Annotated in this window: 19 protein-coding genes, 1 tRNA gene and 1 rRNA gene; 6 read left to right on the top strand and 15 right to left on the bottom strand. The window is 68.0% G+C overall.

From position 1 onward, the window contains the following. A 16S ribosomal RNA gene (locus tag ACTIFS_RS11635) occupies positions 1–120 on the bottom strand; the annotation flags it as partial. Positions 121–1,008: 888 nt separating this feature from the next. Here ACTIFS_RS11635 and ACTIFS_RS11630 point away from each other — a divergent pair. Next, positions 1,009–2,880 (top strand): M23 family metallopeptidase, encoded by a 1,872-nt coding sequence (locus ACTIFS_RS11630; RefSeq protein ID WP_439574254.1) that lies wholly within the window; start codon positions 1,009–1,011, stop codon positions 2,878–2,880. Between the two features lie 35 nt (positions 2,881–2,915). Here the strand turns inward: ACTIFS_RS11630 and trmFO are convergent, their stop codons facing one another. Then, positions 2,916–4,346: a methylenetetrahydrofolate--tRNA-(uracil(54)-C(5))-methyltransferase (FADH(2)-oxidizing) TrmFO gene (gene trmFO / locus ACTIFS_RS11625; RefSeq protein ID WP_439574253.1), complete on the bottom strand. Its 1,431-nt coding sequence runs from the start codon at positions 4,344–4,346 to the stop codon at positions 2,916–2,918. 184 nt (positions 4,347–4,530) lie between these two features. Between trmFO and ACTIFS_RS11620 the strand changes: the two genes are divergently transcribed. Then, complete coding sequence (locus ACTIFS_RS11620; RefSeq protein ID WP_439574252.1) at positions 4,531–5,286, top strand: SDR family NAD(P)-dependent oxidoreductase; 756 nt, start codon at positions 4,531–4,533, stop codon at positions 5,284–5,286. Positions 5,287–5,300: 14 nt separating this feature from the next. On the opposite strand, the gene ACTIFS_RS11615 is transcribed toward ACTIFS_RS11620, so the two are convergent. The 9 genes from ACTIFS_RS11615 to secA form a co-directional block, all read right to left on the bottom strand. Next, positions 5,301–6,575, bottom strand: coding sequence for a TRAP transporter large permease (locus ACTIFS_RS11615; RefSeq protein ID WP_439574251.1), 1,275 nt, complete (start codon positions 6,573–6,575; stop codon positions 5,301–5,303). Beyond that, on the bottom strand, positions 6,572–7,093 hold the full coding sequence (locus ACTIFS_RS11610; protein ID WP_439574250.1) for a TRAP transporter small permease: 522 nt from the start codon (positions 7,091–7,093) through the stop codon (positions 6,572–6,574). The genes ACTIFS_RS11615 and ACTIFS_RS11610 overlap by 4 nt, the downstream gene beginning before the upstream one ends. Before the next feature lie 4 nt (positions 7,094–7,097). Next, entirely contained in the window at positions 7,098–8,087 is a 990-nt protein-coding gene (locus ACTIFS_RS11605; RefSeq protein WP_439574249.1) for a TRAP transporter substrate-binding protein, read from the bottom strand. A gap of 42 nt (positions 8,088–8,129) precedes the next feature. Next, a complete protein-coding gene (locus ACTIFS_RS11600) occupies positions 8,130–9,023 on the bottom strand; it encodes an amidohydrolase family protein (RefSeq protein WP_439574248.1) in 894 nt (297 codons plus the stop codon). Continuing rightward, the gene (locus ACTIFS_RS11595) at positions 9,020–9,727 is read right to left on the bottom strand and encodes a FadR/GntR family transcriptional regulator (RefSeq protein ID WP_439574247.1); all 708 of its coding nucleotides are present in this window, start codon (positions 9,725–9,727) and stop codon (positions 9,020–9,022) included. Before ACTIFS_RS11595 ends, ACTIFS_RS11600 begins: the two co-directional genes overlap by 4 nt. A gap of 58 nt (positions 9,728–9,785) precedes the next feature. Continuing rightward, positions 9,786–10,442, bottom strand: a complete 657-nt coding sequence (locus tag ACTIFS_RS11590) for a methyltransferase domain-containing protein (RefSeq protein ID WP_439574246.1) — start codon at positions 10,440–10,442, stop codon at positions 9,786–9,788. Next, positions 10,439–11,143 carry a class I SAM-dependent methyltransferase gene (locus ACTIFS_RS11585; RefSeq protein ID WP_439574245.1) on the bottom strand — a complete coding sequence of 235 codons (705 nt, stop codon included), beginning with the start codon at positions 11,141–11,143 and terminating at the stop codon, positions 10,439–10,441. Before ACTIFS_RS11585 ends, ACTIFS_RS11590 begins: the two co-directional genes overlap by 4 nt. A 314-nt stretch (positions 11,144–11,457) precedes the next feature. Further along, positions 11,458–11,533, bottom strand: a tRNA-Ala gene (locus ACTIFS_RS11580). Positions 11,534–11,658: 125 nt separating this feature from the next. After that, positions 11,659–14,448, bottom strand: a complete 2,790-nt coding sequence (gene secA / locus ACTIFS_RS11575) for a preprotein translocase subunit SecA (RefSeq protein ID WP_439574244.1) — start codon at positions 14,446–14,448, stop codon at positions 11,659–11,661. Between the two features lie 388 nt (positions 14,449–14,836). On the opposite strand from secA, the gene ACTIFS_RS11570 reads away from it, so the two are divergent. Then, positions 14,837–15,829 (top strand): peptidylprolyl isomerase, encoded by a 993-nt coding sequence (locus ACTIFS_RS11570; RefSeq protein WP_439574243.1) that lies wholly within the window; start codon positions 14,837–14,839, stop codon positions 15,827–15,829. Between the two features lie 105 nt (positions 15,830–15,934). Here ACTIFS_RS11570 and clpB read toward each other — a convergent pair whose 3' ends face one another. After that, a complete protein-coding gene (gene clpB / locus ACTIFS_RS11565) occupies positions 15,935–18,532 on the bottom strand; it encodes an ATP-dependent chaperone ClpB (RefSeq protein ID WP_439574242.1) in 2,598 nt (865 codons plus the stop codon). A 247-nt stretch (positions 18,533–18,779) separates the two neighbouring features. On the opposite strand from clpB, the gene ACTIFS_RS11560 reads away from it, so the two are divergent. After that, positions 18,780–19,583, top strand: a complete 804-nt coding sequence (locus ACTIFS_RS11560) for an MOSC domain-containing protein (protein WP_439574241.1) — start codon at positions 18,780–18,782, stop codon at positions 19,581–19,583. Between the two features lie 30 nt (positions 19,584–19,613). Here the strand turns inward: ACTIFS_RS11560 and ACTIFS_RS11555 are convergent, their stop codons facing one another. Continuing rightward, complete coding sequence (locus ACTIFS_RS11555) at positions 19,614–20,726, bottom strand: sulfite oxidase (protein ID WP_439574240.1); 1,113 nt, start codon at positions 20,724–20,726, stop codon at positions 19,614–19,616. Between the two features lie 80 nt (positions 20,727–20,806). After that, complete coding sequence (locus tag ACTIFS_RS11550) at positions 20,807–21,508, bottom strand: winged helix-turn-helix transcriptional regulator (RefSeq protein WP_439574239.1); 702 nt, start codon at positions 21,506–21,508, stop codon at positions 20,807–20,809. 82 nt (positions 21,509–21,590) lie between these two features. On the opposite strand from ACTIFS_RS11550, the gene ACTIFS_RS11545 reads away from it, so the two are divergent. Together ACTIFS_RS11545 and ACTIFS_RS11540 are read left to right on the top strand one after the other, a co-directional pair. Next, positions 21,591–22,028, top strand: coding sequence for a VOC family protein (locus ACTIFS_RS11545; RefSeq protein ID WP_439574238.1), 438 nt, complete (start codon positions 21,591–21,593; stop codon positions 22,026–22,028). 15 nt (positions 22,029–22,043) lie between these two features. Beyond that, positions 22,044–22,541, top strand: a complete 498-nt coding sequence (locus ACTIFS_RS11540) for a VOC family protein (RefSeq protein ID WP_439574237.1) — start codon at positions 22,044–22,046, stop codon at positions 22,539–22,541. A gap of 9 nt (positions 22,542–22,550) precedes the next feature. Here ACTIFS_RS11540 and ACTIFS_RS11535 read toward each other — a convergent pair whose 3' ends face one another. Further along, positions 22,551–24,068, bottom strand: coding sequence for an AAA family ATPase (locus tag ACTIFS_RS11535; protein WP_439574236.1), 1,518 nt, complete (start codon positions 24,066–24,068; stop codon positions 22,551–22,553). Between the last annotated feature and the right edge of the window lie 170 nt (positions 24,069–24,238).

Raw genomic sequence — 24,238 nt, 5'->3', positions numbered from 1 at the left:
AAAAGGTACGTTCCCACGTGTTACTCACCCGTCTGCCGCTCCCCTTGCGGGGCGCTCGACTTGCATGTGTTAAGCCTGCCGCCAGCGTTCGTTCTGAGCCAGGATCAAACTCTCAAGTTGAATGAGATCTTGAACCGGCTAAGTCACTACGTTGAATTGACAGAGGACACACCTAAGTTGAGGTCTTGCGACCAAAACTTTGGTTGTCTCTGAAACGTAGCACTGCCGAGGTCTCGTCTTGACCAGCCCGAGGGCCGGTCCGCAAGAACTCCGCCGCCTACGTTTCTCTTTCCCATATTCAGTTGTCAAAGAACTGGAACCGGAAGCCGGCGCCCACCCTTGAGACAGCAAGGGCGACTGAAAGTCCCTTCTGGCTGAACCAGAAGCCGTATGCTATCGCATGACGGTGAAGAACTTCAAGGGACGCGGGGTCGAGCCGTTGAAGCGCGGCGCCGCGTCGATGGGTGGGTTATAGGCCAAGCCCTTTCGGCCTGTCAACACGTCTTTCGAAAAAAATGACGTTCCGACGACAGGGTCGTTCGCCGGCTGTGGAAGACAGGCACTTTCACGCCACCTAACCGATTGCAGACAAACGCATTTCGTCTGATTCGACAAGGTGGGTTTGCTGTCCTAGCCAGGCCCGGGAGGCCGGTGAACCGGCCGGATCCGGCCTGCCGGAGCCCGATCTGGCCATTCTCTGTGCTCAGGGGCCTTTTCCAACGGCTCGGACGCGGCCTCATCCCAACCGGCCGGGCGCATTCCGGTCCATAACGCGGACGCACGCGGGCCGAAGCCCGCAGGCCGCCACAATCGGCAGGCTAGTGGCGATCCGCCTCGCTTGACGGGTGGGGCCCGTGCGGGCAACGTCCCGCCGGCTTCGGGCCGGGCCGTCCGACGGAGCCGGACGCCACCACGCAATCAGTCGGAGGATCGGGCTTGTTGCCTCACAGTCAGGCGCACCGTCCCTGGAATGCAGCGCCCGGTGCGGCGTTCGGCGACGAGCCGCCCATGGCCGCGGATGGAACCACGCGCCGACGTCTGGAGACGCGCGGCATCAACGTGCGCTGGTTCTCCGGAACGGTGCTGACCGGCCTGTGCGGCGCGGCCCTGATGGGCGGCGCCGTCTGGGCGGCGCTCGAGAACCCGACACGGCCGCCCGCGCCCGCCGAGGTCATGCGGCCGCAGGCCCAGAACCTGCGACCGGCCGCCGACCGCCCCACCAATCTCCAGCGCAAGGGCGATCGCCTCACCCCGCTGACCGATCTGTTCTCGACCTCGCGCCAGACCATCCGCGTCTCGCAGACCGTCAGGGTCGGCGACAGGGAGATCATCCGCGTGCGCGCTCACACGCGCGTGGTTGCCAATCTTGTCCAGTCCTCCAGCGGCGAATACGACATCCCGACATTCAATCCCCTGCGCCTGCTGGCCGGCGACGCGCCCCAGCGCGTCGTTGAGTCGGAGCCGGACACCGATGGCGAGGTGACGGTCATCAGCCGGGACCTCTCCACGATCAACCTCAGCGAACAGGGTCTGTTCGCGCTGTCGACGGAGGAAATTCTCGACCGGGTCCGCGAAGTCGCGTTCCAGCCCGTCCCGGGCCTTGCCGGGACCGCTCCCGATCCTCAGGCGGCAGCGCCGGCCGAGGTCGAGCCGGAGGTGCGCGAGGGCCGCCTTCCCGATGATGCGCCGAATGTCATGCGTGTCGGCAAGCGCGAGGTCCGGGCGGCCGACCCGGCCCGGGCGCCCGCCGACAGGGCCGCCGTCGCCGGCGCCGGCGACACGGTCACCAGCATCGTCATGGGCTTCGGCGCCAGCCGCGAGGAAGCGCGGCTGATCGCGATGGCCTTCAACCGCGGGGGCCGCGAGATCACCCTGCGCGAGGGCCAGCGCGTGCGCGTCATGTTCGCCCAGGGGGCCGGAGGACGGCTGCAGCCGGTGCGCGTGATCATCATGGGCGACACGGCGGCCGAGGCGGCCGTGGCCTTGTCCGACGATGGTCGCTATGTGGCCATGGACAGCCCGGACGATGCCTCGGCGACCGCCGAGGACGACGAGGAGGAGGATGCCGGCCAGGGCCTTCGCCTCTATGCCGCCCTCTACGAGACCGCCCTGCGCCAGGAAATTCCGAAGGCTGTCATCGACGAGATGATCCGCCTGTTCGGCAATGACATCGACTTCAGCCGTCGGGCCGGGTCCAACGACCTGTTCGAACTGCTCTACACGGCCGATGAGGAGGGCGATGGCGCGCGCGGCGACATTCTCTACGCTTCGCTGACCTCTGGCGGTGAAACCCGCCGCTACTACCGCTTCTCGGTGCCGGGCGAGAACCATTTCGACTATTTCGACGAGCAGGGCCGCTCGGTGCGCAAGTTCCTCATCCGCAAACCCATCGCCGGCGGCCAGATGCGCTCGGGCTTCGGCATGCGCCGCCACCCGGTCATGGGCTATTTCAAGATGCATTCCGGCGTGGACTGGTCCGACCGGATCGGCACGCCCATCGTCGCGGCGGGCAACGGGGTCGTCAGCAAGGCCAGCTGGTCGGGAGGCTACGGACGCCGCGTCGAGATCGAGCACGCCAACGGCTACACCACGACCTATTCCCACCTGTCCGGCTTCGCCCGGGGCATCAGCGAGGGCAGTCGCGTGCGGCAGGGCCAGGTCATCGGCTATCTGGGCAATTCGGGCCTGTCGACCGGCCCTCACCTGCACTACGAGGTCATGGTCAACGGCCGCTTCGTCGACCCCTTGCGCGTGCGCGTTCCGCGCGGGCGCGAGTTTGATGCCCGCACACTCACCGCCTTCCGGGCCGAGCGCGAGCGGATCGACGGGCTGATGACCCGCGACCGGGCCGAGACGCGCGTGACGGCACAGACGCAGTAGGCGCCCGGCCTCCCGCGCACCATCAGCGCGCCCGCCTACTCGGCTGCGACCTGACTTGCGCCGCCGACGAGCCAGGTTTCCAGATCGGCAAGGGCCCGTGCCGAGAGCATCTTCTTGCGCGCCTGCGTCTTGGCGGTGCCGCGCAGCCGCGAGCCGTCCTCGGCCTTGGTCGGCGACTGCGCCAGCGGCGGGAACAGCCCGAAATTGACATTCATCGGCTGGAACGAGCGCGGTCCCTCGTCGATCGTGACCACATGCCCGCCGGTGATGTGGTTGATCAGCGCGCCGTGGGCCGTCGTCACCGGTGGCAGCGCAAGGTCGCGCCCAAGCCGCTCGGCCGCGGCGAAGCGCCCGACCATGCCGCCGATCGCGGCACTTTCCACATAGCCCTCGCAGCCGGTGATCTGGCCGGCGAAGCGCAGCCGCGGCATGGCTTTGAGCCGCAGCGTCTGGTCGAGCACCTTCGGCGAGTTGAGATAGGTGTTGCGGTGAATGCCGCCAAGCCGCGCGAACTCGGCATTCTGCAGCCCGGGAATCATCCGGAAGATGGCTGCCTGCTCGCCATATTTCAGCTTGGTCTGGAAGCCGGTCATGTTGAACAGCGTGCCGAGCTTGTTGTCCTGCCGCAACTGGACGACGGCATGGGCCTTCACCGTCGGATTGTGCTTGTTGGTGAGCCCGACAGGCTTCATCGGGCCCCAGCGCAGGGTCTCGCGGCCGCGCTCGGCCATCACCTCGATGGGCAGGCAGCCGTCGAAATAGGGCGTCCCCTCCCATTCCCGGAATTCGGTCTTCTCGGCGGCCAGAAGCGCGTCGATGAAAGCCTCGTACTGGTCGCGGTCGAGCGGGCAATTGATGTAGTCGGCGCCGGTGCCGCCCGGGCCCGCCTTGTCGTAGCGCGACTGGAACCAGGCGATGTCCATGTCGACCGAGTCGAAATGGACGATGGGGGCGATCGCGTCGAAGAAGGCGAGTTCCTTCTCGCCGGTGAGTTCACCGATCGCGGCGGCAAGCGCCGGCGAGGTCAGCGGTCCGGTCGCGACGATGACGTTGTCCCAGTCGTCCGGCGGCAGGCCGGCGACCTCGCCCCGTTCGATCGTCACCATGGGATGGGCCTCCAGCGCCGCCGTGACCGCGGCAGAGAAGCCGTCGCGATCGACCGCAAGCGCCCCGCCCGCGGGCACCTGATGGGCATCGCCCATGCGCATGATGAGAGAGCCCATGCGCCGCATCTCGGCATGGAGGAGCCCGACCGCATTGGTCGAGGCATCGTCTGAACGGAACGAGTTGGAGCAGACGAGTTCGGCAAGCCCGTCGGTCTTGTGGGCATCCGTGCCGCGCACGGGTCGCATCTCGTGGAGGACCACGGGCACGCCGGCCTCGGCGATCTGCCAGGCGGCCTCGGAGCCGGCAAGCCCGCCGCCGACGACGTGGACGGATTTCGGGAGGGATGGGGCGCTGGTCATGCGCCGCCTTCTAGCCCATCCCGTCGGCCGATGACAGCAGGACTGGACGCCGGGCCCCGATGCAGGCGAGGGTCGTGCCGGCGGGACGGGCCGCAGGCCATGCCCGTCGTCTGCTGCGCCGGAAGCCGTGCGGATGATCGCACCCCGGCGCGGAAGGCTCTGCGTTCAGGGGAGGCATCAGGTCGTGGCATCAGGGGCAATCTATCCGGATCTCGAGGGCCGCGTCGTCCTTGTGACGGGCGGCGCGAGCGGCATCGGTGAAGCCATCGTGCGCGCCTTCGCCCGGCAGAAGGCGAAGGTCGGTTTCATCGACATCCAGGCCGGGCGTGGCGACCAGCTCGCGGCGGAACTCGGCGGCAACGTGCGCTTCGCCCCGGCCGACCTGACCGATATCGAGGCGCTGCGCGAGGCTGTGGCCGGACTGCGTGCAGAACTGGGGCCTGTCGGCGTGCTGGTCAACAACGCCGCCCACGACGAGCCCCATGCGACCGAGGAGGTGACGCCGGCCTATTTCGATGACCGGATCGCCGTGAACCTGAAGCACCAGTTCTTCGCGGCGCAGGCGGTTCTGCCCGACATGATGGCGGCGGGCAGCGGCGCCATCGTCAACCTTGGGTCGATTTCCTGGATGAGCGCGACAGGCGGCATGGCGGTCTATACGGCAGCCAAGTCCGCCGTGCTCGGCCTCACCCGGTCGCTCGCCCGCGACTTCGGCACCTACGGCATCCGGGTCAATGCGGTCGCTCCCGGCTGGATCCTCACCGAAAGGCAGAAGGAACTGTGGGTCACGCCCGAGGGCGAGGAGGCCATGCTGGCCGCCCAGTGCCTGAAGCGCTGGCTGATGCCCGAGGAGATTGCCCGTTTCGTGGTGTTCCTCGCATCGGAGGAGGCCTCCGCCTGCACCAGCCAGCACTATGTGGTCGACGGCGGCTGGGTGTAAGGGCCGCCTTCGCGCTAGCGGGGCTGCAGGAGCAAGGCGAAACCTGGAATGTAGGTGGTCAGCATCAGAACGAAGACCATGACGAGAATCTGAGGCCAGATGGCGCGGGCGACCTGCATCAGCGACAGACCCGAAATCGCCATGCCGACGAACAGGCAATAGCCGATCGGTGGCGTCGCCATGCCGATGGCCACGTTGGTCACGATGATCGAACCGAAATGGATGGGGTCGATGCCGAACTTGGTCGCGATGGCGATCAGGAGCGGCCCGAGGATCACCATGATGGCGATCTCGTCCATGACAGCCGCCAGAAGGAAGAAGGCGACGTTCAACCCGGCAAGGGCGAGCCATTTCTCCTGGACGTTGCTGGCCAGCCAGTTGGCGAAATCGACCGCGATGCGCTCCTGGGCGATCAGCACGCCGAAGCCGGCAGAGATCGCGATGATGGCCGTCACCATCGCGCTGGTGCGCACCGAGCGGATGACGATGGTCGGCAGGTCGGAGAAGGTGATGCGTCGCTCGATCAGCACGCCGACGATCAGGGCATAGATGCAGGAGACCGCCGCCGCCTCGGTTGGCGTGAAGATGCCGCCATAGATGCCGCCGAGCACGACGACGGGCGAGAGCAGCGCCCATTTCCCCCGCGCGAAGGCACGGGCCACCTCGCCCCAGTCCGCCTTTTCGCCGCGCGGCACACCGGCACGGCGCGCATGCAGCCAGCAGATGACCAGGAGCCCGAAGGCGATCGAGAAGCCGGGCACGATGCCGGACAGGAACAGCCGGCCGATCGACTGCTCGGACACGATGCCCCAGATCACGAAAGCGATGGAGGGCGGGATCAGCGGACCGAGCACGCCGGCCGACACGGCGATGGAGGCGGCGAAGGCCCGGTCATAGCCGGCCGCGGCCATGGCAGGGATCATGATGGCGCCGATGGCGGCAGTGGTGGCGGGCGCCGAACCGGAAATGGCCGAGAACACGAGGGCGGCGATCACCGTCACCATCGCAAGGCCGCCGGTGCGGTGCCGCACCAGCGTGGACGCGAAATCGACCAGGCGCTGGGACAGGCCCCCCTTCGTCATGATCTCGCCGGCCAGCATGAACAACGGGATGGCCAGCAGGCTGAAGGACTGCGACCCCGCGATCACCTGCTGGGCCAGAAAGGCGGGCTCGATGTCGGCAACGACCAGAACGGCAACGATGACCAGCGCGATGGCGATGGCGAAGGGAAAGCCCAGCACCACAAGGCCGGCAAAGCCTGCCGTCAGGAGCAGCGTCGTCACGCTCATGGGACGGGCTCCGCCGGCATGGGCTCCGGACGGGGCCCGAATGCGTGTTCGATGCCGAACAGGGCGATGAGCGCGCCGGAGACCGGCGCCATCACATTCAGGATCTCGATCGGATATTCGATGGCCGCCGAGGTGGACCCGGATGTCACGTCGAGGAAGCGCAGGCCCGACCAGACCAGATAGGCGCCGAGGCCGGCGGTGACGAGCGCGATCAACCGCCGCCAGATATCGGCAGCCAGCGCCGGCAGCGCCTCCACCAGCAGCGTCAGGGCGACGTGAAAGCCCTCCCTGACGCCGAGTGCAAGGCCCCCGAGCGTTGCCCACGAGAACATCAGGACAGCCAGTTCCTCCGACCAGGGCGGGGCGCGCAGGAACACGTAGCGCATCACCACCTGAAGGAAGATCGCGGCAAGCATGACCGCGGTCGCGGCGACCAGGCTCCAGCGCAGCACCGCGGCAACGAGGCCGCAGGTGCCGTTCAGGAGCCGGCCGGCGCTGGAGGCAAGCTGTCCGGGCATCGCCTTACTGGGCCGCCAGCGCGTCCCGGACGATATCGGCGCCGATCTGCTGGCGGAAGTTCTCATACATCGGCATGACGGCGCGGCGGAACGGGGCGACGTCCGGGAGGGCATTGACCTGCATGCCCTTGGTCCGGAGCTGCTCGACGATCTGGCGGGCATTGGCGCCGGACTGGGCTCGCTGCTTGGCGGTCGCGGCCTTGGCGGCATCCCGGACGGCGGTCTTCAGGTCCGCCGGCAGGCGGTCGTGGGCGCGCTTGGAGATGAGCAGCCCGATCATGGAATAGATGTGGTTGGTCAGCGACAGGAACTTCGTGACCTCGTTGTACTTGTTGGCGTCGATGACGGCGGCCGGGATCTCCAGCCCGTCGACCGCGCCCTGCTGGACGGCCGTGAAGGTCTCGCCCCAGGCCATCGGCACGGCGGTTCCGCCCAGCGAGGTGAACAGGCCGATATAGATCGGGCTCTGCAGCACGCGGAACTTCACGCCCTTGACGTCGTCCGGCGTGTTGATCGGCCGGACGTTGTTGATCATGTGGCGGAAGCCCCCCTCCATGTAGCCAAGCGCCACGACGCCGCGTGTATCCAGGCGCTGGCGCAGCTGGTCGCCGACCGACCCGTCGAGCACGCGCTGGGCCTGGGCCTCGTCACGGAACAGGAAAGGCATGTCGTTGATCTGGAAGGCCGGCTCGATCTGCGCGATCACGGCATTGGTGATGATGCCCATGTCGACGGTGCCGAGCCGCATGCCGTCGAGCATCGGGCGCTCGTCGCCGAGCGCGCGGTTCGGGAAGAGCTGGACGTCGATCCGCCCGCCCGAGCGCTGCTCGACCTCTTCCTTGAACATCCGGGCGCCGATCGCATAGGGGTCCTGGGCCCCCTCGCCAGTCGTCCAGCCGAGCTTGAGCGCGGTCTTCTGCTGGGCCAGTGCGGGGGATGACAGCGAAGCGGCGGCGAGCATGCCCATCGCCGCGCGGCGTGAAAGTCTGTTCATGGCGTTTCTCCCTGGTCTGCTTGGTGTTTCGGTCCGTCAGAACTAGTCTTCAAAGCCGTAGAGGCGTTGAGGATTGTCGACGAGGATCGCCCGGCGTCGGGCCTCGTCGGGTTCCCAATCGGCCAGAAGGTCGACCAGGTCGCCGTCATTGGGCATGTCCCAGCGGATCGCGGGGTGGGGCCAGTCGGTGGCGAACACGCATCGCGCGGGATTGGCGGCGATGAGATCGCGCGCGACAGCCGCAACATCGGCAAAAGGCGGCCCGGCCTCGGTCACGCGATAGGCGCCCGACAGCTTCACCCAGGCGCGCCCGGCCTCCATGAGCGACAGCAGCCCGCGGAATCCCGGCGCCGTTGCCGCCTTGCCGGGCCCGACATGGCCCATGTGATCGACCACCACGGGGCAGGGAAAGGCGCCGAAGCGAACAGCGAAATCCGGCATGGTGCCGACATCCACCAGCAGCTGCACATGCCAGCCGCGCGGCGCGATGCGGGCGGCGAGCATCTCCGTGGCAGAGAGTTCGGTTCCGCCGGCAAAAAGCACATTGATCCGCACCCCACGCACGCCGGCCGCGGCAAGCGCGTCGAGCCCCGCCTCGTCGATATCCGGATCGACCACGGCCACGCCCCTCAGGCGCTTCGGATCGGCATGCAGGGCCTCGACCATGGCGCGGTTGTCGGTACCGTGGACGCTCGGCTGGACCAGCACGCCACGGTCGAAGCCCATGGTCGTCAGCATCGCCCGATAGTCATCGAGCGAGGCCGCGGGCGGCGAATAGCTGCGGGGAAGGGTCAGCGGAAAGCGGTCATAGGGTCCGAAGACATGCGCGTGGCAGTCGACCGACCCCGGCGGCAGGGCAAGCCGCGGCCTGCGTGGTCGCGGATCGGGGCCTGCGACCTCCGGAATCCCTTTCTCACTCTCATCAGGAACGCTCATCGCGCGACTCCAAGTCGTTGTGCGGCGGCGCGGATATGCGCGGCCATGGCGGTCCGTGCGGCCGCGCTGTCGCCAGCCTGGATCGCCTCGACCACCCGGCGATGCTCGCGCTGCACCGCCATCGGCCGACCGGCAACCTTCAGGCTGTTGAGCCGGGCTGCGCGGATGGCCTCTTCCAGCTGGTTGGCGAGGAAGTCGAGAAAGCGGACGAAGGCCGGATTGCCCGAGGCTGCGGCGATCGCGACATGGAGCGCCTTGTCCTCTGCGACGCCGTCGCGGCCGGCCTCCATGGCCAGCTGGATCGCCGTCAGTGCCGCCTCGATCTGCACGAGGTCCGCGGCATCCCGGCGCTCGGCGGCGAAGGCCGCCGCGCCCGCCTCCACCTCGCACCGAAGCTCGAAGATGTGGGCAAGGTCGGGGGCGACATCCGCGCCCGTCGGCTGCAGGCGGAAGCTCTTGGCCGATTGCGGCCCCGCGACGAAAGCGCCCGCGCCCTGCCGCGTCTCGACCAGCCCGTCATGCTTCAGCCGGGAGATCGCCTCGCGCACCACGCTGCGGCTGACCCCGAGCGAGACACCGAGTTCCTTCTCGGCCGGCAGGCGATCGCCGGGCATCAGTTCGCCGGACGCAATGCGCGCCGCCAACGCCGACGTGACCTCGTCGGCAAGCTTTGCACTCGGCCTGAGGGGTGTGAAGCCTTCCATGTCCTCTAGTTGTCAGACAACAGGACAACCGGTCAAGTCCTCGCCCCGTCCGACTGGGTCAGGAGCCTGGGCCGGAGCGGCCGGCCTCCCGGGCCTGGACGCTGCCGGCATGGTGCGCGGCCACGGCGAACAGCGCCATCTGGCTGGCTCCGCCGAGGGTCGGGTGGCAGCCTGCACTGTCGCGGCAGGCGACCCGATAGCCATTGCGGCCGGCGACGCCTTCGGCCCATCGCTGGAACTTCGCCCGGTCCCATTCGAAGCGATGGTCCGGATGCCGGAACCGGTGGGGCGGCACGTCGAGCAGCCGGTTGAACTCCGCATTCGGCGTCGTGATGATGACCGTCCGAGGACGCATCTCGGCAAAGACAGTCCGCTCCAGCACCGACAGCCGGTCAGGGTCGATATGCTCGATCGTCTCGATCAGCACGGCGCAGTCGAAGCCTTTGAAGGCCGCCCCGTTCGTGATCATCGAGCCGTGGACGAGTTCGACATGCCCCGTCGCCTTGACGCCCAGCGCCTCGAGGCGGGCGCGCAACCGCTGAAGCGATGCCGCGCAGATATCGACACCGACGATCCGTTCGATCTGCGGCTCGGACGCCAGCCTCACCAGCAGGTCACCATCGCCGCAGCCGAGATCGAGGACGCTGCGCGCGCCGCACTGCCGCACGGCCTCGCAGGCATCCGCCAGGCGTTGTTCATGCAGCAATGACGTCATCCGGCGTCCTCCTGGGCGGATGGCCTCTGCATCAGCGCCACGTCCTTGACCGGAACCTCGCAACGCCAGCCGCGGGCCGCCGCCAGATGGCGCAGCGTCTCCTCGCGATAGAAGACGACATGGGTCGGGTCCTTGCGATAGTGCCAGTCCTGAAACCGGGCATCGTCGGTCTGGAAACAGGTCATGACGGCAAGCCAGCCGCCCGGCCGGACAAGCGACATGAGCCCGGCAAACGCCTCCGCAGGCCGGTGGAAATGTTCCGCGGTCTCGGTGCAGGTCACGAAGTCGTAGCTGTGCGACAGCGGCTCGGGATCGGGGTGAAAAAGCGGATCGTAGAGCGCCATCGAATGGCCGGCCTCGCGCAGCATGGCCGCCAGCGCCGGGCCGGGCCCGCAACCGTAATCGAGCCCCCGTGACGCCATTGGCAGCCGCGCGAGCAGCGGGATCGCGAGCTTCGACAGGAAACGGCGATAGCCCGGATCGTCCGGATCGTTCTCGTGATGCAGGTAGTGGGCCTGTTCCGCCTCGCGCGATGGCAGGTGACGCGGATCGAGGAACCGGGCCGCACAGGTCCCGCATCGCCGGTAGTCGCGCCCCGCCACCGACAGGAACGGCTGTGACCCGCGCGCGCGGCAAACCGGACAGGCATCAATGGCCGCAGGAGCAGGCCGGGCCTCGGTCAGCGGAGCGTCTGCCGTCATGCCACCTCGTCGCGTGCAATGCCTGGCGGAGGCCTGATCGACCGGCGGCGTGAGCGGCCTGCCGCTGATCGTGCGAGGTCAATGCCTTGAAAGGCTCCCCGTCCCACCGGACCTCGACGACGCACGACCGGGAAGCGCTCGCATAGTCCCGACTTTGGGCGAAAGCTCAAGCAAGGACCTTCGGGCCAAGGCCCCAAGGTCACGGTCGGCGGCGGCCGGACCCTTTCCTCAGGGCGCCCGAACGGCCGGACCGCAGACCTGCCGGAGACAAACAAAAGCCCGGCCAACGGACCGGGCTTCGTCGATGAGCGGGCTGGTGGAGCTAGGGGGATTCGAACCCCCGACCTCTGCAGTGCGATTGCAGCGCTCTCCCATCTGAGCTACAGCCCCGCCCGCGAGCGCGCCTTTTAGGGCGCGCCGGGATTGCGGTCAAGAAGGATCGGCGACCGGTCCGGCTCCTCGATCGCCGGTGGTTTCCGGCCCGCCGCACGTTGAACGGCGCGGCCGCCGCCGCCTCACATGAACTGCCCGTGGCAGTGCTTGAACTTCTTGCCCGACCCGCAGGGGCAGGGTTCGTTGCGGCCGACCTTGCCCCAGCTGCGCGGATCGTTCGGGTTCCGCTCGGCAACCGCCGCGCCGCCCGCCGCCTCTGCCGAGAAGCCGCCCGCCGAAGCGCCCATCTGGGCGAATTCGTCCATGCCGGTGGTCGCGTCGATATGGTGCGCGCTCATCGGCGGCAGTTCCGGCATGGGCGGCGGCTCCTGCAGCTCGACGAGGGCGAGCTGCTGCGTCGTCATCTCGCGCAGCCGCTGCATCAGCGCCTCGAACAGCTGGAACGCCTCGGACTTGAACTCGTTCAGCGGGTCGCGCTGGGCATAGCCGCGCAGGCCCACCACCTGCCGCAGATGGTCGAGCTGGACGATGTGCTCGCGCCACAGGTGATCGAGCACCTGCATGACCACCGCCTTCTCGATCTGGCGCATGATGTCCGGCCCGAAGCGGGCAGCCTTGGCGGCCATCATCTCGTCGGCCGTCTTGTTGATGCGCTCGATCACCTCCTCGTCGGCGATCCCCTCCTCCTGCGCCCATTCGGGGATCGGCAGGTCTAGGTTGAGCACGCGCCAGATTTCTTCCTTGAGCGTCTTGGTGTCCCACTGCTCGGCATAGGCGTCGGGCGGGATATGGGTCTGGACGAGATGCTCGACCACGCCGTGGCGCATGTCGCCGATCATGTCGGACAGGTCGTCCTGGCTCATCAGCTCGATGCGCTGCTCGAAGATGACCTTGCGCTGGTCGTTGGCCACGTCGTCGTATTTCAGCACGTTCTTGCGCAGGTCGAAGTTGCGCGCCTCGACCTTCTGCTGCGCCTTTTCCAGCGCCCGGTTGATCCACGGATGGACGATCGCCTCGCCCTCCTTGAGGCCGAGCTTGGTCAGCATCCCCTCCATCCGGTCCGACCCGAAGATGCGCATCAGGTCGTCCTGCAGGGACAGATAGAACTTGGAGCGACCGGGATCGCCCTGGCGGCCGGAGCGGCCGCGCAGCTGGTTGTCGATGCGCCGGCTCTCGTGCCGCTCCGTGCCGATGATGTAGAGGCCGCCGGCCTTCAGCGCGCGCTGCTTCAGCTCCGCCACCTGGGCGCGGATCGCCTCGGCCCTCGCCTCCTTCTCCGGCCCGTCCTCAAGACCTCCGAGTTCGTGGCGGATGCGCATGTCCGGATTGCCGCCGAGCTGGATGTCCGTGCCGCGGCCGGCCATGTTCGTGGCGATCGTGATGGCGCCCGGCACGCCGGCCTGGGAGACGATGAAGGCCTCCTGCTCGTGATAGCGGGCGTTCAGCACGGCGAAGACCTTCTCCGCATCCGTGCCCTGGTCGCCGTCATAGAGCGGGGCGAAGGCCTCCGGGTCCTCGAGGTTGACCTGCTTGAAGCCGTGGGCCTTAAGCATCTCGGCCAGCGTCTCCGATTTCTCGATGGAGGTCGTGCCGACCAGCACCGGCTGGCCCTTGGCGCGGGCCGCGGCCACCTCGCCGATGATCGCCTGGAACTTGTCGGGAACCGTCTTGTAGACCTCGTCGTCCTCGTCGAGACGGGCGATGCCGCGATTGGTCGGGATCTCGACGACCTGCAGCTTGTAGATGTCCATGAACTCGTCAGCCTCGGTGGAGGCCGTGCCGGTCATGCCGGCGAGCTTCTTGTACATGCGGAAATAGTTCTGGAAGGTGATCGAGGCGAGCGTCTGGTTCTCCGGCTGGACCTGGACGCGCTCCTTGGCCTCCAGGGCCTGGTGCAGGCCTTCCGAATAGCGCCGGCCGGGCATCATGCGGCCGGTGAACTCGTCGATGATCACCACCTCGCCGTTGCGGACGATATAGTCCTTGTCGCGCTGGAACAGCCGGTGCGCCTTCAGCGCCTGGTTGACGTGATGGACCGTAGAGACGTTCTCCACGTCGTAGAGTTCGCCCTTCACCAGACCGGCTTCCTTCAGCAGCCGCTCGATCTTCTCGTTGCCGCTCTCGGTCAGCGCACAGGTGCGCTGCTTCTCGTCGACCTCGTAGTCGCCCTTGTCGAGGTTCGGAATGAAGGTGTCGATCGTGCCGTAGAAATCGGAACGGTCGTCGAGCGGACCGGAAATGATCAGCGGCGTGCGCGCCTCGTCGATCAGGATGGAGTCCACCTCGTCCACGATCGCATAGGCATGGCCGCGCTGCGCCATCTCCGCGACGGAATATTTCATGTTGTCGCGAAGATAGTCGAAGCCGAACTCGTTGTTGGTGCCGTAGGTGATGTCGCAGGCATAGGCCGCGCGGCGCTGGTCGTCGTCGAGACCATGCACGATGGTGCCGGTGGTCATGCCGAGGAAGCCGTAAATCTGGCCCATCCATTCGGCGTCGCGGCTGGCAAGGTAGTCGTTCACCGTCACCACATGAACGCCCTTGGCCGGCAGGGCGTTGAGATAGACCGCAAGGGTTGCCACCAGCGTCTTGCCCTCGCCGGTCTTCATCTCGGCGATGGCGCCCTCGTGCAGCACCATGCCGCCGATCATCTGCACGTCGTAATGGCGCTGTCCGAGCGCCCGCTTGGCCGCCTCGCGCACCGTGGCGAAGGCGGGAACCAGCAGATCGTCGAGGCTCTTGCCGGCGGCGAGTTCGGCCCGGAAGGCCTGGGTGCGCGCGCGCAGGGCCTCGTCGGAAAGCTTGGCGAGTTCCGGTTCCAGGGCGTTGATGGCCTCCACCCGGGGGCGATAGCCCCGCACGCGCCGGTCATTGCCATTGCCGAAAATCTTGCGGGCGAGCGCGCCGAACATGTGCGTTCCTTCAACTGGGGCCGGGCGGGGAGGAAGGCCGGGACCCTTGGGCCGCAGCGACCCGTGGGTCGCAGTGAGCAGGGTTCAGGTTCAATCGATCCGCGGCGCGACCCCGCAGGTCGGGGCGGCAGGACGCACCGTGCGCCCCATCCTCCTCACCCGTCGGGATGCATTCCCGGCCCTCGCGCGCCACGGAGCGCTTTCGAGCCGGAAACCAGCGAGAGATATGAACGGGGGCAAGGGTTGTCAATTCAGCGCGAAACGGGCATTCCTGCCAATGTCGGCTCGCCGGACCCGATGCCGGCCGGCCACCCCGGCCGTGCTGACCTTCAAAGCGCCACAAGTCCCGGCGAAGGCACGCTTCCCTGCCATTCAAAGGCCCCGACCGATGACCGTTCGCCTGCCCCTAGCCCCGGCCGCTTTTGCCCTGGCCGCACTGTCCCTGGCGCTCTCCGGTCCCCTTGCCGCGCAGACGCCGGCTCCCGCGACCCCGCCGGCAACTGCCGCCCCGGCGCCTGCCACCCCGGCACCGGCCGCCGCCCTGCCGACGCCCGCCGACGGTGTGCTGGCCCGCGTCCACGGCGTCGAGATCCGCCAGGCCGACCTCGACGCGGCGGAGGAGGACATCGGTGGCCAGCAGACCGCCCAGATGAGCCCCGAGCAGAAGCGCGAATATCTGCTCAGCTTCGTCATCGACCTGACGCTCGCCGCACGCGCCGCCGAGCAGCGCCGCATCCAGGACGGGCCGGATTTCGCCCGCCGCATGGCCTATTACCGCAACAAGCTGCTGGTCGAGACGCTGCTCAACGCGGAAACGCGCGAGCGCGTGACCGAGGACGCCATGCGCAAGATCTATGACGAGCAGCGCGCCCGCATCACGCCCGAGGAGGAGGTGCGCGCCCGTCACATCCTGGTGGAGACCGAGGAAGAGGCGAAGGCACTCATCGCCCAGATCCGCGGCGGCGGCGATTTCGAGGCGATCGCCAAGGAGAAGTCGAAGGACCCGGGCGGCGCCCGCAACGGCGGCGACCTCGGCTTCTTCACCAAGGGCCAGATGGTCACCGAATTCGCGGAGGCCGCCTTCGCCATGCAGCCGGGCCAGTTGTCGGAAGCCCCGGTGAAATCCCAGTTCGGCTGGCACATCATCAAGGTCGAGGAGCGCCGCCAGCGGGCGATCCCGAGCTTCGAGCAGGTCCGCGGCCAGATCGAGGACTTCCTGACCCGGCGCTCGCAGGCCGACCTCGTCCAGCGCCTGCGCACCGAAGCCGCCTCCGAAGTGCAGCGCTTCGTTTCCCCGCCGCAGCCGCGCTTGCCGACGATCCCCGGCGCTCCGGGAGCACCCGGCGGCGCAACCCCGGCTCCGGCCACGCCGCGCCCCTGAGCGCCGGCATAAGCCGGCAACGGCAAAGGCCGAACGTCAAAGGCCCTCTCCTGCCGGGAGAGGGCCTTTTTCGTCGAACCAGCCCGCAGGCCAGGCCGTGCGGCGTTACTCGGCTGCCAGCGCCTGCGCCGACGGCTGGAACACCAGCCGGTCGGTTCCCGCACTGACCGTCACCTTGTCGCCGTCCTTCACCTCGCCGGCGAGGATCTTCTCGGCGAGCGGATCCTGCACCGCCTTCTGGATCGCGCGCTTCAGCGGGCGCGCGCCATAGGCCGGGTCGTAGCCCTTGTCGGCGAGCCAGGCCTTGGCGCCCGGTTCCAGGTCGAGAACGATCTTGCGCTCGTCCAGCAGCTTCTGCAGGCGCTTCAGCTGGATCTCGACGATGGTGGTCATCTGCTCGCGCTTCAGGCGCCCGAACAGGATGATCTCGTCGACCCGGTTCAGGAACTCCGGCCGGAAATGGCCGCGCACGATGGACATGACGCCGTCGCGCACCGCATCGACGTCCTCGCCCTCGTTCTGCATGACCAGAAGCTCGGAGCCGAGGTTCGAGGTCATGATGATCAGGACATTGCGGAAATCGACCGTGCGCCCCTGCCCGTCGGTCAGCCGGCCGTCGTCGAGCACCTGGAGAAGGACGTTGAACACGTCCGGGTGGGCCTTCTCGATCTCGTCGAACAGGACCACCTGATAGGGCCGGCGGCGCACGGCCTCCGTCAGCGCCCCGCCCTCGTCATAGCCAACATAGCCGGGAGGCGCGCCGATCAGCCGCGAGACCGAGTGCTTTTCCATGTATTCCGACATGTCGATCCGCACCATCGCGGTCTCGTCGTCGAACAGGAACTCGGCCAGCGCCTTGGTCAGCTCGGTCTTGCCGACGCCGGTTGGGCCGAGGAACATGAACGAGCCGATCGGCCGGTTCGGGTCCTGCAGGCCGGCACGGGCGCGGCGCACGGCGGTGGAGACGGCCTTCACCGCCTCGCCCTGGCCGACAACCCGGCGAGCCAGTTCGTCCTCCATGCGCAGGAGCTTGTCCTTCTCGCCCTCCAGCATCCGGTCGACCGGCACGCCGGTCCAGCGCGAGACCACCTGGGCGACGTGGTCGGCGGTCACCGCCTCCTCGACCATGGCCTGCTCGTTCTGCTGCTCGACGCTCGCCAGTTCCTTCTCCAGTGCGGGAATGGTCCCGTAAGAGAGTTCGCCGGCCTTCGCCCAGTCGCCCTTGCGCTGGGCATTGGCCAGCGCATTGCGCGCCTCGTCGAGCTGCTTCTTGATCTCGGCGGCGCGGCCGAGGCTGTCCTTCTCCGCCTTCCAGCGGGCCGTCATCTCGGCGGACTGCGCCTCGAGGCCTTCGAGGTCCTTCTCCAGCCGCTTCAGCCGGTCCCTCGACGCCGCGTCGTTCTCCTTCTTCAGCGCCTCCTGCTCGATCTTGAGCTGGATGACGCGGCGATCGACCTCATCGAGCTCCTCGGGCTTGGAATCGACCTGCATGCGCAGGCGCGCGGAGGCCTCATCCACCAGGTCGATCGCCTTGTCGGGGAGGAAGCGGTCGGTGATGTAGCGGTTGGACAGGGTCGCGGCCGCCACGATGGCGCTGTCGGTGATGCGCACCTGGTGGTGCTGCTCGTATTTCTCCTTCAGGCCGCGCAGGATGGAGACGGTGTCCTCCACCGAGGGCTCGTCGACGAAGACCGGCTGGAACCGGCGGGCGAGCGCCGCGTCTTTCTCGACATGCTTGCGGTACTCGTCGAGCGTGGTGGCGCCGATGCAGTGGAGTTCGCCGCGGGCGAGCGCGGGCTTCAGAAGGTTCGAGGCATCCATCGCCCCGTCCGCCTTGCCGGCGCCGACCAGCGTGTGCATCTCGTCGATGAACAGCACGATGCCGCCATCCGACGAGGTCACTTCGGAGAGCACGGCCTTCAGCCGCTCCTCGAACTCGCCGCGATATTTGGCACCCGCGATCAGTGCGCCCATGTCGAGGGACAGGATGGCCTTGTCCTTCAGGCTTTCCGGCACGTCGCCGTCGATCACGCGCAGGGCGAGACCCTCGACAATGGCGGTCTTGCCGACGCCCGGCTCGCCGATCAGCACCGGATTGTTCTTGGTGCGGCGCGACAGGACCTGGATCGTGCGCCGGATCTCCTCGTCGCGGCCGATGACGGGATCGAGCTTGCCCTCGCGGGCCGCCGCGGTCAGGTCGCGGGCATATTTCTTCAGCGCGTCATAGGCGTTCTCGGCAGAGGCTGAATCGGCCGTCCGCCCCTTGCGGATCGCCTCGATGGCGCGGTTGAGATTCTGCGGATTGACGCCCGCGGCGGCCAGCGCCTTCCCGGCCTCCGAATCCTTCTCCAGCGCCAGCGCCAGCAGAAGCCGCTCGACCGTGACAAAGCTGTCGCCGGCCTTCTCCGCAGCCTTTTCGGCTGCGTCGAACACGCGGGCGAGCCCCTGGCCGAGATAGATCTGGCCGGCACCCGACCCCTGAACCTTGGGGATCTTCGCCAGCGCCTCTGCTGTGTGCGCGGCCGCCACCTGCGGCTGCCCGCCGGCCTGGCGGATCAGGCCCGCGCACAGGCCTTCCGGATCGTCCAGCAGCACCTTCAGAAGGTGCTCCGGCTGGAACTGCTGGTGGCCCTCGCGCAGAGCCAGCGACTGCGCCGACTGAAGAAAGCCGCGCACGCGCTCGGTATATTTCTCGACGTTCATTGACTGCTCCCTTGCCCGCCCCGCCCGTCCCGCAAGGGCCCGCGCACGGCGTCGGATGGTTGGGTCCGGCCCCGAAGCGACCGGTTTCGTGCCTGATATGGGGGCTCACGGCGCCGTGAGAAGGGGCTGCGGTCGTCTGCAGACATCTCTGCAACAGACCGATGCCAAGTGTGTACCCTGGCTGACTTGACCCACCTCCCGCCTTGCGCCACCTCAAGCCCCGATCGCAGCCCCCAGCGAGGTGACCATGACCGTCGGCTCCACCCTGCCCCGCCTCGTCCAGCTCTACCGCTATCCGGTAAAGGGACTGTCGGCCGAGCCGCTCGCCGAGGCGCGCCTGACCGCAGGCCAGCACTTCCCCGGAGACAGGCTGTTCGCCATCGAGAACGGTCCGTCCGGTTTCGATCCCGCCAATCCGGAGCACCAGCCGAAGCAGAAGTTCCTCGTTCTCGCCCGGCAGGCGGCGCTCGCGCGCCTGCGCACGCGCTACGACACCGGCGACGGCACGCTCTCCATCGTCGAGGACGAGATCGAGGTCGCCCGCGGCGACATCCGCACCCCCGCCGGCCGGCGCGAGATCGAGGATTTCTTCCGCATGATGTTCGGCGCCGAGCTGTCCGGCCCGCCGAGGGTTCTGGCCGGACCCGAAGGCTTCCGCTTCATGGATTCGCGCTCCGGTTTCGTCTCGATCATCAACCTGGCGACGATCCGCGCGCTGGAAAAGGAAACCGGCGTCGCCATCGACCCGATCCGCTTCCGCGCCAATCTCTATATCGACGGCGTCCCGACCTTCGCCGAGTTCGACTGGGTCGGCAAGCGCATCACCCTCGGCGAGGCCGTGCTGCGCGGCCTCAAGCGCACCGAGCGCTGCGCCGCCACCACCGTCAATCCGCGCAGCGCCGTGCGCGACCTGATGATCCCCGCCGTGCTGATGCGGACCTATGGCCATGCCGATTGCGGCATCTATTGCGCTGTCGCGCAGGGCGGGCGCGTCGCAACCGGCGATGGCCTGACGGTGGAGGAGGAGCAGGCGGCGGGCGTGGCGTTCTGATCGGGCCAGGCGGGCCGAAGCCCAAGGCCGTCAGTGCGGCATGACGGTCCCGACAATGCGATGGACCGCGTTGTTCAGGTAACCGCGCGGGTTCCACGGTGCCCGTGCCACGGGCTGACAGGCACCCGCGGCGTCGGTGGCTCTGGCCATGACGGTCAGCGGCCCGGGCGCTACGGCGACATCGACGCGAAATCGGCGCCAGGCAAAAGGACCTTCTCCGGCCGCCAGTTCGGCGGGGACCCAGCTCGCCCCCTCGTCCACGGACACCGCCACGCCCGCCGCCGGCACGGACCCGCTCCAGGCAAAGCCGCTGACCGTCAGCGGCTCGGGGCCCATGTGCATGAAGCCGTCGCCCGGCCGTGTGATCACGCTCTTCACCGGCATGTCGGTAATCACCGCAAACTGCGCCGGATCAATGGGCTCCCCTGGTGCCACCGGGCTCACTGGCATGCGGTAGTCCGTGCCGTTCATCTTCTCTCCATCGTGCTCGCGGTCCCGGATCTGAAGCCGGCACAGCCACTTCTGCCAGGCAGAGCCGGGAAAGCCCGGCACCACAACCCTCAGGGGACCACCATGAAGCGCGTGCAGCGGCTGGTCGTTCATGGCGAAGGCCAGCAGCGTTTCGGGAGCCAGCGCCTTGACCAGCGGCAGGCCACGCGAAAGCGCCGGCCGGTCGGGATCATCGATCAGGCGATCGGGACTGTGATGGGCTGTGTAGACCGCCCGGTCGGTCACTCCGACATGGGCCAGCAGATCCGCCATGCGGATGCCCGTCCAGCGGGCACAGCCGACGGCTCCATAGCGCCACTGCGCGCCCGAAACCTGCGGCTCATAGAAGGCCCGTCCGTTTCCGGCACATTCCAGGACGGCCGTGATCGTGACGCTCGGGAACAGCCGCGTAAGGTCCGCGAGACCGAATGCGGCCGGCCTTTCGACCTCGCCATCGACGATGAGGCGCCATCGATCTGGCGGACCAAAAGCCGCGGCTGGCAGATCGCCGTTGTTGCGGACGAAGAAAGCGCCGAACGACGTGAGATCGCCGTCAAGCGCGCCGGCCGGAGCCTCTCCATTCAGGGCCCTGTCGTCCAGCAGGACCAGCGATGGCTTGTGGCGGGCGATGAATGCCCGTTCGTCATCCGACATGCGGCCCCTTCCAGAGCGACGGCTCCGGATCGCGACGCTATCGGCTTTGCCATGGAAGAACCAGCACGGCAGGCGGCAAATCAGCCTCCGGATTCCACCTTGTCGGGCAGCGGGAACAGGGTGACGAAGCGTGAGAGCACCGCCATGTCGCCCGCAACCTTCAGTTCGCCAGTGGCGATCAGGTCAGCTGCCGGCACCCCGCCATAGATCGCGGCCGCCACCGCCCGGGGAGGGCCCGCCACCGTCACGTCGGCCTCGCCCGTCTCGCCGCGCACGACCTTCAGGGCCCCGGCGGCAAGGGTCGCAACGAGCGTCTCCTGCTCCGTCTCGAAGACGATGCGGGCCGTCATGTCGCCGGCCCGCGCCGGCTCGAACATGGTGCGCAGGGACAGGGCCAGCGACACCGCGCTGAACGGCAGGCTCGGGTCATGCCCCGGCGAGCGCGCGGCCCAACGGGCCAGCACGCGCATGACCATGGCGGACTCCTGGCCCCACGGCGTCAGTTCGTAGACCTGCGCCGAGACCGGCGGCGGCAGGCGCCGGCGTCGGATGATCCCGGATTCCTCCAGACCCTCCAGCCGCTGGGTCAGCACATTGGCGCTGATGCCGGCCAGCCCTTCCCGGATGTCGCTGAAGCGCTTGGGACCGAGCATCAGCTCGCGCATGACCAGGAAGGCCCAGCGATCCCCGATCAGGTCCATGCCGTGGGCGACCGCACAGGCGTCGTCATAGCGCCGCTTCGGGCCTGCCTTCTCCTGTTCAGTTATTTTTTCTAACTTCATGATTGTCATTCATGACCAGTGCTGGCAGGATCGTCAAGACCGGACCACACGCCCCAAGCCCCCATGTCACCGGAGTTCCCTCATGGCCGCGTCCCCTCCCCGCCTCGTCTTCATCAACCTGCCCGTTGCCGATCTGTCCCGCGCCACGGCCTTCTACGAAGCCCTCGGCGCCCGCCGCGACGAACGCTTCTGCGACGACACCGCCCATTGCATGGTGCTGTCCGAGCATATCCACGTGATGCTGCTGACCCATGCGAAATTTGCCGGTTTCACACCGAAATCCATTGCCGATTCCCGCCGCACCACGGAGGTGCTGCTGTGCCTGTCCGCGGAAAGCCGCGCGGAGGTGGACGCGCTGGTGGCGCGCGGCGAGAAGGCCGGCGGCATTGCCGATCCGGCCGCCAGCCAGGATTACGGGTTCATGTTCATGCGCACGCTGGAGGACCCGGACGGTCATATCTGGGAGTTCTGCTGGATGGACCTCGCCGCCTTCGAGGCTACGCGCTCCGCCACGGCCTGAGGCGGGAGGTCAGCGATGTCCACTGCCGCGTCAATCGCCCTCGTCCGGCCCTGCCTCTGGTTCGACAGGCAGGGGCTGGAAGCCGCCACCTTCTACACGGAACTCTTCCGCGCCGCCGGCAAGCCCGCCTCCATCGACCGGGTGACCTATTATGGCGAGGGAGGGCACATGCCCGAGGGCACCGAGCTGGTCGTCGATTTCAGTCTCGGCGGGCAGGCCCTGCAGGCTCTGAACGCCGGCCCGATGTTCACGTTCTCCCCGGCCGTCTCCCTGTCGGTCGCCTGCGCCGATCAGCGGGAGATCGACGTCTTCTGGGAGCGCCTTGCCGAGGGCGGCCAGCATGGCCAGTGCGGCTGGCTGACTGACCGGTACGGCTTGTCCTGGCAGGTTGCGCCAGCCATCATCGGCGACCTGATGACCGGCGACGCGGCGGCCTCCGGACGGGTCATGCGGGCCATCATGACCATGCAGAAGATCGACATCGCCACACTGGTCAAGGCTCACCGGGGCTGACCACGGGCCTCAGAGCAGCGGCCGCAGCCCGGCAACCAGCTCGGCCTTGTCGCGACCCGAATCGAGCCTCGTCCAGGTGATCTCGCCCAGGTCGTAGCCGAGCTGGTGATCGACCGTCTCTGCGGTGGCGTCGGAGGGCCCACCACGCCGGGCCGTCACCCGCGCCTTCAGCGCCTCTGCCGAAAGGTCGAGCCAGACCCCCAGGAACGGCACGCCGGCCTTGCGCGCCACGGCTGCGATCGCGGCCCGCTCGTCGGGACGGGCATGGACCGCGTCGGCGATCACCGGCACACCGGCCGCGAGGAGGACGGCCACCTCCTCGCGCAAACGGCCATAGACCGTGGCGGACACCTCCGGCCGGTAGGCTTCGGGCCCGAGGCGTGTCTCCGGCCCGGCCTGGAACAGCGCCTTGCGCAGCCGGTCGGTGTTGAGGGTGCGGGCGCCAGGAAGCGGAGCCAGTTCGGGGGCGAGCACTGCGGCAAGGGTCGACTTGCCCGAGCCGGACAGGCCGCCGACCGCAGCCAGCCGCGGCGTGGCCTCTGCGAGCGCCGCCTCGGCCAGCCGCACATAGTCCTGCGCCTCGTCGCGAATTGCCGACCGTCCCGGCGTCTCCGGATCCCGTGCGGTAGCCGCCAGCACATGGGCACGCACGGCGGCCCGCACGGCAACGAGGAACGGCAGGAGGGCCAGGCCCTCGCGCTCGCCGGTGCGGTCGGCATGGCGGTTGACGAGGAGGTTGGCCGCCGCCCGCTGGCCCCGGTGCCAGAGGTCCATCACCAGGAAGGCGAGGTCGTAGAGCACATCGGTTGTCGCCAGATCCTCGTCGAACTCGAGGCAATCGAACAGCACCGGGTCCTCGCCGATCAGGCAGATGTTGCGCAGGTGCAGGTCGCCGTGGCCCCGGCGGACCTTGCCCGCGATGGCGCGGGTATCGAGCAAGGCGGAATGACGGGCGAGCGCCGTCCGGAACAGCGTGTCGAAGCGGCCGGCCGCCGCCTCATCCATCAGGCCGGATTCGACGAACGCCGCCGCATTGATGTCGAGCACCCGCTCCATGCGCGCCGCGCCGGCCGGATCGTCGGAGACGTCGGCGACCGCATGCAGGTCGGCCACCGCATGGGCCAGCCGCTCGATCAAACCAGGCTGCAGAGGTCCGGCGCCGGCCAGCCGGTCGAGCAGGCGGTCATTGTCGAAGGGATTCATCTCCACCACGGCATCGACGAGATCGCCATCGCCGTCGAAGCCGAGCGCGCCGTCCGCGCCGCGGCTGATGCGCCGAACGCCGCGATAGATGCGGCCGTCAGGGTCCGACCTGCGGTTCAGCGCATATTCCCGCTCGCAGAAGGCGAGGCGCCGCGCGGCCGTGGAAAAGTCGAGATAGGCAAGCCGCACCGGGCGCTTCAGCTTGAACACGACCTCCGGCCCGATGATCACGCGGGAAATGTGCGTCGAGACGAGATTGCACGCCTCCGACCCGCCGGCCCGGGCGGTCAGGAACGCGATGGCTTCGGCCTCGGCGGGGTCCATGTCACGTCCTTGCGTCGGGGTCCTGGCAGGTCCTTGGAGCAGATCACCGTGCCGGGACCTGGTGTTACGATCCTTGATCCGGGTCAGTATCGGCCCCGAACCCGATGCGGAAGGCCCCGTATCGCGCAAGCCAAGACGCGGCGCTACCATCCCTCATGAACGCGCGAAGC

The organism is Phreatobacter sp. (genome assembly GCF_051860605.1).
In the GTDB taxonomy this organism is placed as follows: Bacteria; Pseudomonadota; Alphaproteobacteria; order Rhizobiales; family Phreatobacteraceae; genus Phreatobacter.
Note: the sequence above shows the minus strand (reverse complement) of the source record. Positions and strands in the feature narration are given on the sequence as shown.